Below are 14,859 nucleotides of genomic sequence, written 5' to 3'. Positions count from 1 at the left end.
AAGAACAGGCGGCTCTGGTCTCAGCGTCGCCAGCACTCGACATGTCGCCGATTCCAGCCGACTTGAAAGTGCTCGAGCTGTCCAATGGACGCCTGACACCCCATCAGAAGGAGAGCGTCATTCCAGTGTCAGGATGTCGCCCGTAACGTCCGCACCGCATAATGCGCACACACAAATCCGCAGGTCAGGAGCCCTTTGCCGCTGGCTCAGGGATGGCAACGCACTCCACAATGCGTCATCGGAAAGACGTCACGATGCAAAAATCTTACATAATCGCAGTTCAAAGGCCGTTCTCGACGTAGCCGAAGGGCCTCTTGGGCACCCGGGGCGTCAGACAAGCGTCGGCGACCAGCCTGAGCAGCATCCTTACCGAACCGCTGCAGCGAGGTCTGCCAACAGGACGTCGGCCACCAGTTCCTCGACCACTGCGGTGCCATGTCCGGTCATGGCGCGGGTCAGTTCAGGGTCCCAGGGTGCCTCGGTGAGTCGGCCGGGCTGAGGGCCCTGCGGTGTGCGCGCGACCGCGACACGGTAGTCCGCGGCCGTCATGCGCCAGGGTCGGACCGGCGTCTTGTCCAGGAGATACGCGGCGATGCGAATGCCTTCTCCGTCGAAGTCGCCGTGGTACCGGAGGGTGGCGCCCTGGTCCGCGAGAAGGCGGAGGAGATGGATGGCCGCACTGTTGGGCCAGCCGGACGTGCACACGAGCGGCGGGCAGTCCGGGCCGAAGCGGCGTACTGCGAGAGCCAGGATGCTGGGATTCTCCACGGCGTGGACGACGGGCGCGCGGGCAACGGCCAGAGTGAACTCGCCTGGGGCGCGCAGTTGGGCGAGGGTCAGGCTGGCGGCCTGTCCGGCCTCGGCGCATACGCGGGACACACGGGCGAGCGGGCCGTCGCCGGACGGGCGCAGGCCGGCGACGAGAACAGTGGCGGACACATCGTCATCGGCGACACCCGCGCGAGTCCACAGGGCACGCCGTCCCGCCGCGGACTGAGGCGGGGCGGTGTCGTAGAGGGTCGCCAGGGCGCGCAGGACGAGGGTGGACAGCGGGGTGCCGTCGTCGAGTGCGTGTGCATGACCGTTCAGGACTCGGGCGGCGAAGACGGGCAGTGGCTCCCCCCGGGCGGGTAGCTCCCCGAGCACCGTGAGCGCGTCTGTGAGCAGCGACCGGGTGTGGTCCGGTGAGGCTCCGACCAACCCGGCGGCTCGGCAGGAGGCGACCCAGTCGGACAGCGCGGGCTGGGCCCTCACGATGTCGTGGCCGGCCAACCAGGTCCACAGCTCGGCGCGCTCGCCCTCTTGCCGGCGCCGTTCGCCCGCTCGGTCCCCGAGGGGGCCGACGAGTTCGGTGACGGTTTCGCGCACGGTGCGGCCGCACAGCTCGGTGACGGCTTCTTCCAGCCGGGCCAGGGCGACGGAGGGCCGGGCGTCCGGCAGCCGGTCGAGGCCGAGGAGGTCGGCGAGTGCTTCGCGCTGGGCGTCGTCGAGCGGTCCGAGGCGCACTCGTGTGACGGGGCGGCCGGAGGAGAGGCGGTCGTGGACCGTGTGCCAGAGCGGGCGGAGTTCTGGGCGGCGCAGGGTGCGTTCGCCCGGGGGCGGTTCCGGGTGGGTCATCCTGCCTCCAGGTCGCTGCCGTTCCAGACGAAGCGGGCGCTGGTGACCGCGTCGTCGTCCCCGTCGGTGAGGAGCTGGTGGACGGCGATGCCGGGCAGCTCGCCGTAGGTGCACCACTCGTGGTCGGAGGTGACCATGAGGTCCAGGTCGAGTGCGGTGAGCAGCGCGAAGACCTGTCCGCGGTTGACGGTGTCGACGCCGACGAAGACCTCGTCCAGCAGGATCGGCCGGGGTGCGAGGGGCACGGCCTCGTAGTGGGCGGCGACGGCGGCGAACAGCGGCAGGTGCAGTGCGATGGCCTTCTCTCCGCCGGAGAGCGCGCCGTGCAGCTTCTTGGTCAGCGGCTGCCAGCCGGTCCCGTTGGCCCGGTCGAGGCGGACGGTGAAGCGGTGCCAGGCGGTGTAGTCGAGTACTTCGCCGAGCTGCTCCTCCCAGCTCGCGGCAGTGTCGCTGCCCTTGGCCTCCTCGATACGGGCGCGGAAGAAGGCGTGCAGGGCCTCCCGGTCGGTCTCGGTGACCCGGCCGGGGTCCTTCAGCAGCAGCTGACGGGCGGTGCGGGTGGTGTCCGGGAGGTCCGGACGGACGTCCCACACGAGTTGGACGGCGACGTTGGAGGCGGTGCGGACCCGCTCCAGGTGCCCGTTCATGCGGTCGACGAGCTCACCGGCCTGACGGATGCGCGCCGCGAGGTGGCGGCGGATGTCGCCGGTGAGGATCTGGTCGAACAGGCGCCGCTCGGCGGTCGTGATGTCGTCCCGGCTGCGGTCGCGCTCCTGGGTGAGCGTGGTGAGCATCCCCGTCGCTCCCACGCGTACGCCGTCCAGGGTGGCGGTGAAGAGCTGGATGTCGTCGTCCGGTTCCAGGTCCAGGTCGGCGCGGGCGCCGAGGCGCTGACGGGCTTCGTGGACCGCTTCGGACAGGCGGGTCGCGGCGTCGCCCAGGTTGCGCGGGGCGTGCGGGATGCCGGGCCACTTCGCCGCTGTGGCGCGGGCGGCCTCCAGGGTGGCCTTGGTGCCGTCTGCGGCATCGAGTTCCGGTGTGATGCCGGCGTCCTCGGCCAGCCCGGCCAGGCACAGGTGCCGGAACCGCTGTGCCGCGGCGTCCCGGGTGGCGACGGCCTGCTCCCGTCGTTCGGCGTCCTGGCCGCTGGTGGCCCGGAGTTCTCCGATACGTCCTTCCAGGCGCAGCAGGAGATCAGCCGCCCGGCCGGCCTCCTCACGGCAGCGGCGCAGCTCGGCGCGCGCTTCGGCGACGCGTGCGACGATCTGCCGGTAGTCCTCGCCGACGGTGGCTTCCACTGCCGCCAGGCGCGCCTTCAGCCCCGCCGCCTCCGCTTCGGCGGCGGCCGCGCCCTCTGCCTGTTCCTCGGCTGTCCGACGCGATCGGTCTGCCTGTGCCGCCCTCTGGTGGGCCCGGTCGGCGGCGGCGGTCGCAGCGAGGCGGGCGTCCACCCAGCTGTCGGCTGTGTCCCGGAACCTGTCGATGGCGGAGGACAGTTCACGCAACCGGTCGCGGTCGGTGGGCAGCCCGTGTTCCGCGGCCCGGCGGTCGAGCGTGCGCAGAGCGCCCGCCACCTCGCTCTCGCACCGCGCCAGACGCCCGGCGGCGTCGCGTACGGCGTCGTCCCGAGCTGCCACCCTGTCCTCGGCGCGGTCCCGGTCACGCCGCCGAGCGTCGAGTTCCCTGTGGTCGGGGCGGGCGGCGCGATCGGCGTCCAACCGGGCGCGGCGAGCGGCGAGGCCGCGCAGGTGGTCGTCGAGTGCGGCGAGGGAGGCGTTCGTCTCGCCGATGCGGTCGGTCAGTTCGCCGATCTTGCGGTGCCGGGCCCGCTGCCGTGCGAGGGCACCGATGTGGGCCGGCTCCGGCTTGTTCCAGGTACCGGTGGCGAGCGCGAGGCGCCAGGCGCCGTCGGCGGAGATGGCCGCCGGGTGCCCGCCGGGCAGAGTCGCCCCGTACGCGATGCCGGCGAGGATGCGGGTCACGGTGTCGGCCGGGACGGGGATGTCCGCCTCGGGCTCCAGCACCTCCAGCAGGCTGGGCCCCGGCGCGGTCACGGCCAGGGCCGCATCGGCGCGGGTGTCGTGACCCGGCAGGGTGATTCCGTCGTAGGGGCTGACCCAGGCGTCCAGGAGGCCCGACGCCTCCAGCGCGGCCTCCACTGCGGCTTGCGCGGCGAGCGGGGCCCCTTCACGGAAAGCGACCAACCGCCACAGGGGTGCTCCCGCCGTAGCTGTGCGAACGGTGGTGCGGGTGGGCGGGGGCACTGGCGGCAGGTCGGTCTCGCCGCTGAGCCGTCGTACCTCCTCCTCAAGTCGCCCCCGCTCGTCCCGCAGGCCCTGACGTGCGGCTCGGGTGGTGGCCTCCGCCGTGGCGATCTCCTGTCCCAACGGGCGCGCGGCGGCTTCGGTCAGGGCCGTCACCCCGGCCTCATCCGCCGCTCTGGCCACCAGCTCTTCAGAGTCGGTGATACGCAGTTCCGCGCAGCCCTCGGCCCAGGCGAGCAGCCGCTCCGCCTGTGCGGCGAGGGCGTCGTCCCAGGCGCCGGCCGCCTCGTCCCGCCGGGTGATCGCCTCTGCGAGTCGGCCGCGGGCCTCGTCCAGCAGTTCCTCGGCGGCGCTTCGGTCGCGTACCGCGCGATCGTGCTCGTCGATCGCCTCGGTGACGAGGGTGACCTGCTGCCGTCGGGCGGTGACCGCGCCGCGCAGCAGCCGACGGGCTTGTCGCGCTCCGTTCTCGGCCATCGTGCGCGGGATGTGGGAGCCCTGGTCGCTTCCCGTGCTGTCGGGCAAGGCCACCGCGGGATCCGCTTCGAGGATGGTCCTCGCCTCGTGGTGGATGGACTCCAGCCCTGCCGCCCGGGCCGACCGGTGTGCTTCACCGGCGGCTTCGCGCGCGTGCTCGTCGAGTGTGCGGGCCTGGCCCGCCGCCTCGTCGGTGTGCCGCTGGTCCTCCTCCGCCTGGTGCCGAGCGCCCTGGGCGGCGGCTCGCTGCCGCCCGGCGGCCGCTGTCGCGTCTTCGGTACGACGGCGGAGCCGGTCGAGTTCCTCGCCCTGCTTGTACGCGTCTTGCTCGCGCAGGCCCTCGATGGTCTCCTCCAGGGCGTGTGCGCGCAGCTCCTGTTCCTCGCGCCGGCCCTGAGCCGACTCGCGCTCCGCCAGCGCCTGTTCGAGTTCCTCGGCGCTCTGGCGGGCGACGCGGGTGAGGTTGTCCATCTCGGTGGTGGCGGAGATCAGCGCGGCGGAACCGGCGCGCAGGACCCGTCGCGCGTAGGCGCGCTGCCGGGATGCGACGGTCTCGGCCGCCGTCACCTCGTCGTCGAGCCGCTTGAGGTGTTCGCGCTGCCGGTCCAGCCGCTCGAAGCCTTCGGCGAGTTCGGCGATCTCTCCCTCGCCCAGCGGGGGCAGGGCGCGGGAGAGCAGGGTGGAGAGCAGGGACGGGTCGAGCCGTTCGGACAGTTTGGGCTGGCGCAGTTGGAGCAGGGCGGACAGCAGTGACTCGTAACGCTGCTCTCCCATGCCGGCGAAGAGTTCACGCCGTACCGCGGTGCGGTAGTCGGTGGCCGAGGCATGGACGTCGCCGCGCTCGCGCAGGGCTTCGGCGAGGGCGGCCCGGGTCAGCGGCTGTCCCGCCTCATTGACGAGGAGCACACCCTCGGGGTCGGCGATTCTGGAGCCGGTGGTGAAGTAGTCGGCGTGCACCGTGCTGGTGTGCACGCTCGCCTGCAGGCGCGCCCCGCAGCCGAACCACCGCTCGGTGCCGTCGTCGCCGACCCGGCGGAACTCCATCCACACATACCCGACGCGGGTCTTGCCGGAGGCGCCCTCGCCCAGCAGGTTCCAGTGCATGGTGCGTTCCGAACCACCGAACGTGGACAGGCGGTTGGGGCGCAGGCTGGCGTCGAAGAGGAACGGCAGCAGAAGCTCCAGCGCCTTGGACTTGCCCGAACCGTTCTGACCGCGCAGCAGCAGACGGCCCTGGTGGAAGGTGAATATCTCGTCGTAGTAGCGCCAGACGTTGAGGATGCCCGCCCGGTGCGGCTGCCATCGGCTGATGGCGTCATCCATCGCCGGTGTCTCGTCCGGCTCGGTGGGCTCCGGCCGCCGCGGGAGGGGAAGCTCCGTGACACTCACTGCTGCTCTCCTCGACTGCCTTCCGGATCCGAACTCGTCGTCTCCGTCAGGCGGTAGCGGTACGCGGCCGGGCACGCGACGACACGGCCCCCGGCCCGGCGCGCCAGGCCGGCGTCACGCAGGACGCGTACGGCGTCGTCGGCCAGCCGGGCCGCACCGTCCTCGGACTGATACGCCCTGGCCCAGCGCGGGAAGCGGCGCAGCAGATCCGCTCCCGCCTCGGCGAGTTGCTCGGGGAGCAGCCCGGCGGGCGCGGCGCACAGCGGCTCCAGGAGGAGCAGCGCGGCGACCCGGGCGGTGGACGTGTCGTCGGGGAAGCGGACATCGGTGGCGAGCCCGTCCGGGTCCACGAGCAGGAAGCCCTCGGCCCGCTCCTCCAGGAGGAAGCCGGCCTGCTCGACCGAGCGGCGCAGGATCTGACGTCCGGTCAGGGAGGTGACGTATGCCAGCTCGTCGTCGGTGAGGTCCGTCCGGTACAGCACGGGGTCGTCGAAGAGGCGGCGCAGCACCGAGTGGCGCAGCCTCAGGTTCCGTTGCGCGTCCGTGGCGGCGGTCTCACCGTATGCCTCGTCCATCGCCCCGTCGGCGAGCGCGCCGCCGTAACGGCGCTCCCGTACGAGACCGGTGAGGAGCGACTCGAACCGTGTCGGCACCTCGTCCGGGGGTACGGCGAGCCGGGACGCGCCGACGGGCGCGGCGGGCAGCCGCATCAGCAGCGTGGTGTCCACCCGGTAGAGGACCTTGGCCTCCGCGGACTCGACGTAGGCCTCGGTGGTGCCGTCGACCGCGCGCAGCACGTCGTACGACTCCAGCAGCTTCAGGACGTCGACGAACGCCATCCGCTCCGGCTTGTGAACCGGGTCGAACGCGGCCAGCGCCCGGTCGGCCGCCGTGGCCTGCACGACCCGGTCGGCGAGCATGCCGATGGTCGTCATCGGCATCGACAGCAGTTCGGCCGCGGTCACGCACAGCAGCACGTAACGCCGGCGGTCGAACGGGGCCCGGCCGGAGCGTGCCCTGCGGGCCGGGCGGGAGCCGTCCGGGTCGGCGCGGACCTTGGTGAGGCGGGCGTAACCTCGGCGAGGCTCCACCACCAGGCTCCAGCCGCAGGTGTAGTCGAACCACTGGGTTAGCGGCTCGCGTCGGCGGCGTACGAGTTCGAAGCCGGCTGGGTCGACAGCCTCGGTCAGCAGAGGCCTGGCCAGCAGGAGACGGATGGCACGGGCGACTTCCTCCCGTTCCGCGGCCGCGAGTTGGTTGGCGAGGGTGCTCATCCGGCCGCCTCCCGCCGCGCGGCGCGGACGCTCCGCAAGGCGCTCGCTCCGCCCACCGCCGTGATGTGGACGGCGTAGTCCGGTCCGGCCAATGTGCCCTGCGCCGTACGCAGTACGGCGGTGCGCTCGTCGGGAGGCGGAGACAGCGCGATCTCCACCCGGCCGTCCCCGGTGATGGCGCGCCGCAGGCCGCTCGCGTCCGGGCGGGCGGACAGGGCCCGGCCCAGGAGGTCGAGCAGTCGGTCGAAGACGGCGGGATCCAGCGTGCCGAACGAGGACAGGCGGATGGGGCTTTCTGTCTCCAACGCCTCCCAGGCACGCGCGAGTTCCGCTCGCTCCGCGCGGGCCCGCTCCGCACGCTCGGCCCTGACCGCCGCGACGTCCCGCACCTTGGCCGTGCGGGTGAAGCGCTCCGTCCGTCCACTGGTCCGCAGCAGTGCCGACACCTCCACGGGCGGAGCCTCGGACCAGGAATGGGACGACGGGATCAACTCCGGGTCCGGGTGGGCGAGATGAGCGTGGCGCGCCGGGCCGAGCCCGAAGGCCGCCGACCACAGCCGGTGCAGGTCCTCCTCCGTGGGGGCCGCGGCGAACCAGCGCGCCAGCTCCCGGAAGTCCTGCGCCGCGCTGGAGGAGCGGCGCCGGGACTCGTTGATCCGCTCCAGAACTTGCAGAAGGGAAACGATGGCCCGCCGGGCGATGTCGTGCAGCTGCTCGATCCGGGGCCGTGCCCCGTCGTCCGGCAAAAACCACGCCCGCAGGCCCGCCCAGCGCGCCCGCCTGCTCTCCAGCCAGGCGGCCGCGGGATCCGCACCGGCCACCGGCGGCAGCTCGGCCCCGCGCAGGGCACGCTCGCGCAGCACGGCGGTCCCCCGCTCCTCCACCCGGGCCACGGCGGCGGCAACCATCTGCCCGCGCCGGTCGAGGTTGACCAGGAACTCCTGCAGATACGCGACGGTCGCGGCCTTGACCTCGCGGAACACCTCCAGATCCGCGCCCTCGGCGCGCAGGAGGCGCTGCAGTTCGCCGTTGAACGCCTTGGTGTTCTCCACCAAGGCCTCCAGATGCCCCTCCAGCTCGCGCAGCGTGCTGAAGATCCGGCGATCGGCCGAGGCGGGTTCGCCGGACAGCAGACAGAGCTCGTCCAGGCGGTCGGCGATGGCCTCCAGCACGGCCGTCTGCAGCGCCCCTGTGGAAGCCAGCACCTCAAGCGCGTGCCGTACTCCGGCGAGGGCGGCCTCGCCCCGGCGGGTGAGTGAGTACTGGAGGTTGCGCCGCTCGTACTCCTCGGCCGTCCGGTAGTTCTCCGCATGGTTGTGCACGACATCCAGAAGCTCCCACTGCACGAGTTTCCTGAGCGCCTCATGCAGGTCCTCGTCCTCGACCGCCGCCGCCCAGCCCACCGTGCGCAGCCGCTCGCGCACCGCGTCGAGCCCCAGCGCCGTCTCCAGATGCTCACCGGCCACGCCGAAGGCCTCCAGCACCGCCCCGTACAGATCGGACCTCTCCACCGTCGTGAACCGGAACATCTCCGGTGGCACCCTGCGCACGCCTGCGCCCCTCCTCCCCCAGCACCTCAGCGGCATCCGGAACTCCACCGTAGAGGTCGACTCCGACATTGCGGGGCGAGTCCCGGGCAACCGGTCCGGCACCGACACCGACAGCATCCGGGAGTGCGTTACGCCGGCGCCGCGGCGGCGCCTTCGGGAGGCGCGATGGCGGGCGCATTCGCCGCCGATACCGCTGCCGTCCTCGGCGTCCCGCGCCATCGGCCAGGTCTCACTGTTCTACGGCTACGACCCCGAAGAGCCTGCCGAGAAGCTCGGCTTTCGTCTCACCAAGAAGGGACTCGGCAAGGCCGTACCCGCATTCGGGATCGTCGTAGGCGGCACCCTCAACTGGACCACACTGGAGGGGATCGTCGACGCCGCCGAGATGGCGTACCGGCGGCGGTTCTCCTGGAGAAGTACCCGCATCTCGCCGACGAGGAGGAACCGGGATCGTTCATCGGTGACGACCCCGACGTACCGGACGACGCCGACGAGGAAATCAGCGTGCTCGCCGAGATCGTCGAGGCGGGTGGACCCGACCTCCACTGACCCCTTGTGCGTCCCGGTGGCGCGCGTCATCACGCGACCGCCGGGACGACGCGGCTCAGGCGAGCAGATCGTCGCCGAACTCGCCACCAACGCGGCCCTGCACGGCCGAGTGCACGGCCGCGACTTTCGGCTCGCCCTCCGCCTCGACACCACGACCGGGACCCTCCGCATCGCCGTCAGCGACGCTCGCGGCGACCAGATCCCCGTACTCGCGACTGCACCCCTCCCGGAGGAGAACCTCGAGTCGGGCCGCGGCCGCCTCATCGTCGCCGCACTCTCCGACCGCTGGGGCACGGAGCCGTACCCACCGTCGGCAAGACGGTATGGGCGGAAATCGACTGCCGCCCGACACACCGCCCCGAGGTCCGGTGACCACATTCGCCCTGTTCAGCCCCCAACTCCCACTCGAAGCGCTACAGTCCGGGCGGGGGCGCGTCGGCGACGGACAACAGCGTGGCGCGCGAGGGGATACACAGGGGTGGACAGCGTGAGCGACACGACGCCGGACGCGGACAACGACCGGGGCCTTTTCGACGACTTCGGTGCCTTCAGGACAAGGTCGGCCCCGGCCGACGTCGCCGGGCACGCGGCGCACTGACGTGAGCGCATGCCATGCCGTTCGAGGAAGACGACACCCGCAAGGTCCGTACCGCCGTCATCGGCCGGGCGGATTCCGACTGGCCGGTGTTCCTGCTGTACGACCACGACGAGTTCGACCGTTTCCTGCGCGGTCGGAGCCGCGACGACTTCTACTGCGGGACGCTGCTGGGCGGCTGCGGCGAGAAGCTCACCGCGAAACGGTACGTGGACAAGAAGTGCCACTTCGCGCACCGCTCTCCTGTCCACTGCGGCCGCACGGAGACCGGTGAGGCCAGCGCCGACCACCTCTACATCGGGCGGACGGTCGCCGACTGGCTGAGGCGGCAGGGGCAGCGGGCGGTCCAGGCCGTGTACAAGCCAAAGGGGCACCAGGTCCGAGACGTCGTCGACGTGTCGTACGAGGCTGGGCGCCGGCTCATACGCGTCCAGCTCGCCCGGCGCTCGAAGCGCGAGTGGCAGGAGGCCGACGCGGAGCTCCGGGTCCGGTACCAGGCACTCGACTGGCTGTTCGGGCCCGACAGCCTTGTCGCCAACTGGCAGATCGAGCGGCAGGGGTACGCCCTTCGTGTGCAGTGCCGGTCCCTCGGGGCGACCCGCACGGTGGAGATCGGCACCCAGTTCCCGGATCGGCCAGTGGAGTGGACCTCACTCTCGGACTGCATGCTCACCCCGGAAGGCATCGTCACCCCGAGTCTCCTCCACACGCCGAAGGGCATCGTTCCGCGCCATGCCGCCCCGCCGCAGCCCGCCCCACGCCCGTCCGGCCGCCGGTCGGCGCCGCGCGGCCTTCGACGCGCTGCTCGACCTGGCCCACGAGGCACGGCACGTCGATGACCTCGACGCCTTCGAGCAGAACTTGTTCCTTGCGCAACGAGCAGCCTGGTCGTCGGGGACCCGCGAAACTGTGCGCGACCTTACGGACTGGCTGGTGGACCGGCACGCCGACGAGCTGCTCGAAACCTGGGAGCGCCTGTCCACGCTCGCCGACCGGCTCAACAGCGAGGGAGACGACCTCCACCCGGACCAGCTACGCCGCGTCCTGCGGAACGCCGAGGAACTCGCCGGAGAGATCGGTGATGAACTGGCGGCGGAGCAGCTCGGCGACCTCGCACGCTGGCGCCGGCACCTGGCGCGGACCTCCGAGCGCCTCACGCTGGCGGAGATGCGCGGCCAGGCCGTCGCAGTCCCCGTTGCACTGCGGCGGGCCGCGCATGAGGGACGTACGACGACATGGGGTGACCTGGCCCTGCGGATCGGGGCTCCCCTCGCGGCTCTGCACCCGGACGACAAGGTCACCGTACTGGTCGAGGCGGACCGCGAAACACCGGACGACAGGCCGCTGCTGTCTGCACTGGTCACGGCCCACGGCGGCGACCGGCCGCACCCGCTCTACCGGCAGGTCCTTTGCCACCTGGACCGGCCCACTCCCCCGCCCGAAGGGCTCTTCATGCACTGGCGCATGGCACTGCGTCGACACTCGGAACAGTGTTGAAACGAAGGTGGCGCTGAGATCGTCCCAGTCCTCAAAGCCACACCTTGAGCAAGCTCGACAGATACCCCTATCACCCTAGATATCCAGCGTTTGCCGGTTACCTTGTCATGGGCATTCTGTATGGGTCTGATCACCGTGCGTGCGCACAGCCTTGGGGGGCCGATGTCACGAGGGGACGGCTGGACAGGAAGAGGCACCGCTGGATCGGTCGCCGACCTCGTCGCCCAGTTCGGCCGGGAGGTCAGAGCCAAGCTTCAAGGCCCCGCCGGCGCGGTCAGCAGCAAGGAGGAGAGCCTCACCGCACCGGTGGAGCACCTGTTGCGCGGCATGGCCTCTCGACAACGCATGAAGTTGATCGCCCACGGCCAGAGCCGTGTCAAACGACTGGGAATACGACCCGACTTCGCCATCAGCTCCGGTGGCAGGACTATTGGTCATGTAGAGCTGAAGCGGCCTGGCAGGGGGGTCGATCCACAGCAGTGGTCCGCGCGGCACCATGACCGGAAGCAGTGAGAGAAGATCAAGGCCCTGCCCAACGTCCTGTACACCGACGGGTACGACTGGGCGGTCTACCGTTTCGGCGTCCAAATTGGCCCTGTCGGGCACCTCATAGGGAATCTGGAGACCGGCAGCCGACAGCTTGCCGTCGCGGACGACGGATTCGAACGCGTCGTCACGCACTTCTTCACCCCGGCGCCACTCGCCCACGGCAGTATCGATGAACTGGTCAGGCGCATCGCGGGGATCTGCGCCCTGCTGCGCGACGAGGTCACAGAGCGCCTCACCCGCGAGGAACACGGGGAAGCCGACGCGGCGTTCTCGATTCTGGCGGGGAACTGGAAAGACCTCCTTTTCCCCGACGCACAGCCAGCGGAGTTCGCCGACCACTACAGCCAGACCCTGACCTTCGCTATCCTGCTCGCCCGCCTCGAACGCATCGACCTGCAGAAGCTCTCCCTGCCCGATGTCGCCGTCCGATTAGGGAAACGGCACTCCCTGATGGGCAAGGCACTGGCGGTGCTGACCGACGAGGCCCTCGACGATCTCCGAGGGGTCATCGACTCCCTGATCGACGTCATATCCGCCGTCGATCCGGAGATGTTCAAGGACGAGACCGGAGACGCCTACCTTCACCTGTACGAGGGCTTCCTCAGCGCCTACGACCCGGAACTGCGACGACGGACGGGGACCTACTACACGCCCGGCGAAGTAGTCCGCTTCATGGTCAGGTTCACCGACGAGGTGCTGCGCGACCGGCTCGGCCAAGAGGACGGGTACGGCAGTGAGGACGTGACCGTGGTCGATCCCGCCATGGGCACCGGAACGTTCCTCATCAACATCATCGACCACGTCGCCAAGAACTTCGCCTTGAAGTACGGCAGGACTCTCAAGGCCGGACTCCTCCGGGACCTCTCCAGGCGGCTCGTGGGTCTGGAGAAGCAGACCGGCCCGTACGCGGTGGCCGAACTCCGTGTGCACCATGCCTTCCAGGCCCATGACGCCGATGTCACAGGCCGCTCGCCCAGGCTTCTGGTGGCGGACACACTCGATGATCCATCCGTCGAGCATCACCTGGGCCTGATGTACGAGGCGATCGCCCGGCACCGCCGCATGGCGAACAAGGTCAAGGCCGACGAGAAGGTCATGGTGGTCATCGGCAATCCGCCCTACCTGCGGGGGGCGAAACAGTCGGGCGTCGGACGCTGGGTCACCGATGGCAACCCGAACGACCAAGGTCCGATCCTCGCGCGTTTCCATCCCGAGGACAACGGCCGTGTCGGATACGCCCTGGACAACCTTTATGTGTACTTCTGGGCATGGTCCACCTGGAAGGTCTTCGACCAGGTGTCGTCGTCGGGCACACCAGAGGCGCCCAGCGGAGTCGTCGCTCTCATCACCAACTCCGGGTACCTGGACAGTGAGGGTGCGGCCGGAATGCGCCACTACTTACGCGAGGCGGCTGACGAAGGCTGGGTCATCGGTCTCTCCCCTGAAGGTCCCTATTCCGATACGCGCACGCGCGTCTTTCAGGACGTGAAGCGCGAGGTCTGCATCGCCGTCTTCGTCCGTAGGGGATTCCCGGACCCGGGGCATCCGGCGCGCGTGTGGCGACTCGACGTACCGCCGGGAACGCGCGAGGAAAAGTTCGGCTGGCTTGAAGGGCTCAGCGTCGAGGGTCACCGTAACGGCATTTCCTGGCAGCTCTGTCCCGAGCAGTGGACCGCTCCATTTCACGTCACGGCCGCCGCTGAGTGGACAGCCATGCCCACCGTGGACGCGTTGCTCCCTTGGACGACCACCGGCAACACGAACAACCGCAATTGGCCCGTGTCACCCAGCCAGGACGTACTGGGAAAGCGCTGGCGTGCGCTCGTGCAAGCGCCGAAAGCGGCCAAAGCGACGCTGCTGAAAAGCACCGGCGACCGCCGTCCGGACAAGCCGGAACCACCACTGCCCGGCCAGCAGGAAAAGGGCAGCCTTGTCGAAGAGAAAGACACAGTGCCAGTCATCGTCCAGTACGGACGGATGACCTTGGACCGGCAGTACATCATTGCGGACCGGAGGGTGATCGACCGGCCGCGACCGGCCTTGTGGTTCGCCCACAACGATCGCCGTCAGATCTATCTGTCCGAACTTCACACAGAGTCGGGTCGCCCGGGCCCGGCGGTGAGCTTCACGGCCCTCATACCCGACGTGCATCACTTCAAAGGCACAGAAGGCGGCCGCATCGCGCCCCTCTACCGCCACCCGGACCTGGCCGAACCGAACGTGACGCCTGGGCTGCTTCAGTTCCTCACCAAGGCACACGGCGTGCCGGTGACCGCCGAAGACCTCCTCGCGTACATCGCAGGCATAGCCGGCCACAGCGGCTACACCCGTCGCTTCGCCGCGCACCTGGCTCAGCGTGGCGCTCGTATCCCGTTGACGCGTGACTCGGCCTTGTGGGCGGAAGTGGTGGAGGCAGGCAGGCGTACCGTGTGGATCCACACGTACGGTCAGCGTTTCGCTTCTCACCAGAACGACCGTCCGCCCGGGCAGACTCCAAGGCTGCCCCCGGGAGAGCGACCCGACTGCTTGACCACCATCGGAGAGGACAACGGGCTGCCGGACAGCATCTCCTACGACGCGAAGACGCGCATTCTCGCGGTGGGCAGCGGCTCCATCGGTCCTGTGGCGCCGGATGTCTGGGAGTACCGAATCGGCGGGGTGCAGGTGATCCGCAAGTGGTTCAGCTTCCGCAAGCGCAAGCCGGACGTGGAACGGCAGACCCCGTTGAACGACATCCTGCCTCCGACCTGGCCTACCCGATGGACCATTGACCTCCTGGACCTCATCAACGCACTCGGCCTCCTCGTAGCACTCGAGCCCGAGCAGGTCCAACTCCTGAACGCCGTCAGCAGCGGTCCGCTCATCACCACCGACGATCTCCGTGAGCAGGGCATCCTGCCCGTACCACCCCATGCCGCCAAGGAACCGAAAGCACCACGGAAGACTCGGCGTTCCCCTGGCCCTGGCCAGGAGACCCTCGACTTCCCGAGTTGACGCAGCCGTTGCGGGCCGCGCTCCTGGACGGCGCTCCCGCGCCCCCACGGTGGCCCCATGAACACCACCGCTCCTCACATCGCGGCCAACGACACTCGCGGCGA

At 70.2% G+C, this 14,859-nt stretch carries 9 protein-coding genes and 1 pseudogene; 4 read left to right on the top strand and 6 right to left on the bottom strand.

Annotated elements, in window-relative coordinates:
• Positions 1 to 366: 366 nt before the first annotated feature.
• The 5 genes from ACIREI_RS39505 to ACIREI_RS39485 all read right to left on the bottom strand — a co-directional run bounded on the left by ACIREI_RS39505 (position 367) and on the right by ACIREI_RS39485 (position 9,150).
• Complete coding sequence (locus tag ACIREI_RS39505) at positions 367 to 1,617, bottom strand: TIGR02679 family protein (protein WP_403343892.1); 1,251 nt, start codon at positions 1,615 to 1,617, stop codon at positions 367 to 369.
• Positions 1,614 to 5,747 carry a TIGR02680 family protein gene (locus tag ACIREI_RS39500; protein ID WP_403343889.1) on the bottom strand — a complete coding sequence of 1,378 codons (4,134 nt, stop codon included), beginning with the start codon at positions 5,745 to 5,747 and terminating at the stop codon, positions 1,614 to 1,616. Before ACIREI_RS39500 ends, ACIREI_RS39505 begins: the two co-directional genes overlap by 4 nt.
• Positions 5,744 to 7,021, bottom strand: coding sequence for a TIGR02678 family protein (locus ACIREI_RS39495; protein ID WP_403343886.1), 1,278 nt, complete (start codon positions 7,019 to 7,021; stop codon positions 5,744 to 5,746). The genes ACIREI_RS39500 and ACIREI_RS39495 overlap by 4 nt, the downstream gene beginning before the upstream one ends.
• Positions 7,018 to 8,571 (bottom strand): TIGR02677 family protein, encoded by a 1,554-nt coding sequence (locus ACIREI_RS39490; protein ID WP_403343883.1) that lies wholly within the window; start codon positions 8,569 to 8,571, stop codon positions 7,018 to 7,020. The genes ACIREI_RS39495 and ACIREI_RS39490 overlap by 4 nt, the downstream gene beginning before the upstream one ends.
• A gap of 243 nt (positions 8,572 to 8,814) precedes the next feature.
• Entirely contained in the window at positions 8,815 to 9,150 is a 336-nt protein-coding gene (locus tag ACIREI_RS39485) for a hypothetical protein (RefSeq protein WP_403344000.1), read from the bottom strand.
• Between ACIREI_RS39485 and ACIREI_RS39480 the strand changes: the two are divergent.
• The 3 genes and pseudogenes from ACIREI_RS39480 to ACIREI_RS39470 all read left to right on the top strand — a co-directional run.
• A pseudogene (locus ACIREI_RS39480) lies at positions 9,032 to 9,346 on the top strand (ATP-binding protein); the annotation flags it as partial. The gene ACIREI_RS39485 and the pseudogene ACIREI_RS39480 overlap by 119 nt on opposite strands.
• A gap of 386 nt (positions 9,347 to 9,732) precedes the next feature.
• Complete coding sequence (locus ACIREI_RS39475; protein WP_403343881.1) at positions 9,733 to 10,554, top strand: competence protein CoiA family protein; 822 nt, start codon at positions 9,733 to 9,735, stop codon at positions 10,552 to 10,554.
• Positions 10,448 to 11,212: a hypothetical protein gene (locus ACIREI_RS39470; RefSeq protein ID WP_403343997.1), complete on the top strand. Its 765-nt coding sequence runs from the start codon at positions 10,448 to 10,450 to the stop codon at positions 11,210 to 11,212. The genes ACIREI_RS39475 and ACIREI_RS39470 overlap by 107 nt, the downstream gene beginning before the upstream one ends.
• 165 nt (positions 11,213 to 11,377) lie before the next feature.
• Here the strand turns inward: ACIREI_RS39470 and ACIREI_RS39465 are convergent, their stop codons facing one another.
• Positions 11,378 to 12,100: a hypothetical protein gene (locus ACIREI_RS39465; protein WP_403343878.1), complete on the bottom strand. Its 723-nt coding sequence runs from the start codon at positions 12,098 to 12,100 to the stop codon at positions 11,378 to 11,380.
• A 111-nt stretch (positions 12,101 to 12,211) separates the two neighbouring features.
• Between ACIREI_RS39465 and ACIREI_RS39460 the strand changes: the two genes are divergently transcribed.
• A complete protein-coding gene (locus ACIREI_RS39460; protein ID WP_403343875.1) occupies positions 12,212 to 14,755 on the top strand; it encodes a type ISP restriction/modification enzyme in 2,544 nt (847 codons plus the stop codon).
• Positions 14,756 to 14,859: the final 104 nt, after the last annotated feature.

Source organism: Streptomyces sp. NPDC093591 (assembly GCF_044764885.1).
GTDB lineage: Bacteria > Actinomycetota > Actinomycetes > Streptomycetales > Streptomycetaceae > Streptomyces.
The sequence above is the reverse complement of the archived record's forward strand: the minus strand, read 5'-3'. Positions and strand labels throughout refer to the sequence as shown.